Source organism: Streptomyces inhibens (assembly GCF_003389455.1).
GTDB classification, from domain to species: Bacteria; Actinomycetota; Actinomycetes; order Streptomycetales; family Streptomycetaceae; genus Streptomyces; species Streptomyces inhibens.
In genome coordinates this window covers 1-1,664 of record NZ_QUAC01000292.1, presented here as the reverse complement: position 1 = coordinate 1,664, position 1,664 = coordinate 1, and the positions used below count along the sequence as shown (strand labels likewise).

The 1,664-nt window shown below is 71.5% G+C and carries 1 protein-coding gene; it reads right to left on the bottom strand.

Going from position 1 to position 1,664, the window contains the following annotated elements; all coding sequences use genetic code 11:
- Positions 1-1,419 (bottom strand): DNA primase (gene dnaG, locus DY245_RS32995; RefSeq protein WP_128510836.1); only part of this gene is annotated, 1,419 nt, incomplete at its 3' end.
- Between the last annotated feature and the right edge of the window lie 245 nt (positions 1,420-1,664).

Here is a 1,664-nt window from a genome sequence, read left to right as displayed (position 1 = left end):
GGGCGCGGTGCGGGCCTGCTCGGGGGGCGGGGCCTGGCCGCGGCGCTGCTGGCGGCCCTGGTCGGGACCGCCGCCCTCACGGCCGCGCTCGCGGGCCCAGCGGGCGAGCTGGCTGACCCGGCGGACGACGAACTGGGTGTCCAGGATGCCGAGTATGCCGGCGAGCTGGACGGCGGATTCGTGCTGGATGGCGCTGTTCTTGATGTTCGCGACGATGGGGGCTGCCTCGTCGAGGGCGGCGGCGCGGCCGACGGTGGTGTCGAGGTTGTGCCGGGAGACGACATGGCGCAGCGCGAACTCGAAGAGCGGGGTGCGGGCCTCGACGAGATCGGCGACGGCCGCATCGCCCTTGGCGAGCCGTAGATCGCAGGGGTCCATACCGCCCGGGGTGATGGCGATGGAGGTCTCGGCGGCGAACTTCTGGTCGTCCTCGAAGGCGCGCAGGGCGGCCTTCTGGCCCGCGGCGTCGCCGTCGAAGGTGAAGACGACCTCGGAGCCGGAGTTGTCCATCAGGAGGCGGCGGAGGATCTTGATGTGGCCCTCGCCGAAGGACGTACCGCAGGTGGCGATGGCGGTGGTGACACCGGCCAGGTGGCAGGCCATGACGTCCGTATAGCCCTCGACGACCACCGCGCGGTTGGTCTTGGCGATCTCCTTCTTGGCGAGGTCGATGCCGTAGAGGACCTGGGACTTGCGGTAGAGGGGGGTCTCGGGGGTGTTGAGGTACTTGGGGCCGTTGTCGTCGTCGCGGAGCTTGCGGGCGCCGAAGCCGACGACCTCGCCGGCGATATCGCGGATCGGCCACATCAGACGGCCGCGGAAGCGGTCGATGGGGCCGCGGCGGCCCTCCTGGGAGAGGCCGGAGAGGACCAGCTCCTTGTCGCTGAAGCCGCGGCCGCGCAGAAAGCGGGTGAGGTGGTCCCAGCCGGCCGGGCTGTAGCCGACGCCGAAATGCTGGGCGGCGGCCTGGTCGAACCCGCGCTCGGCGAGGAACTTACGGGCGATCTCGGCCTCGGGGCCGTCCAGCTGCTCGACGTAGAACTGCGCGGCGGCCTTGTGGGCCTCCACCAGGCGGGTGCGCTCGCCCTGCTGGCGGCCGGGGGTGTAGCCGCCCTCCTCGTAGCGCAGGGTGATGCCGGCCTGGGAGGCGAGCCGCTCGATGGTCTCGGCGAAGGAGAGGTGGTCGAGCTTCATGATGAAGTCGACGGTGTCGCCGCCCTCCTGGCAGCCGAAGCAGTGGTAGAGGCCCTTGGCCGGGCTGACGTGGAAGGACGGGGACTTCTCGTCGTGGAAGGGGCACAGGCCCTTGAGGTTGCCGCCGCCGGCGTTGCGGAGCTGGAGGTACTCGGACACGACGGCGTCGATCGGGACCGCGTCCCGTACCGCCTTCACGTCGTCATCGTTGATCCTGCCTGCCACGCGTGAATTCTACGGCGGGGGTCGGACACTCCCGGCCACATGTCGGTTCGAAAGGCGGCTCCGCCCCGGTCATGTGTCGGTTTGCGAGGCGGGTCCGTCCGGCCGCGCGTCCGTTCGTGAGACGGCTCCGCCCCGGCCAGGCGTCCGTTCGTGAGACGGCTCCGCCCCGGCCACGCGTCCGTTCGCGAGGGAGCCCCGCCCTGGCCGCGCCGAACGCGCCGTGGCTCCCCCCCCACCCCCGAACC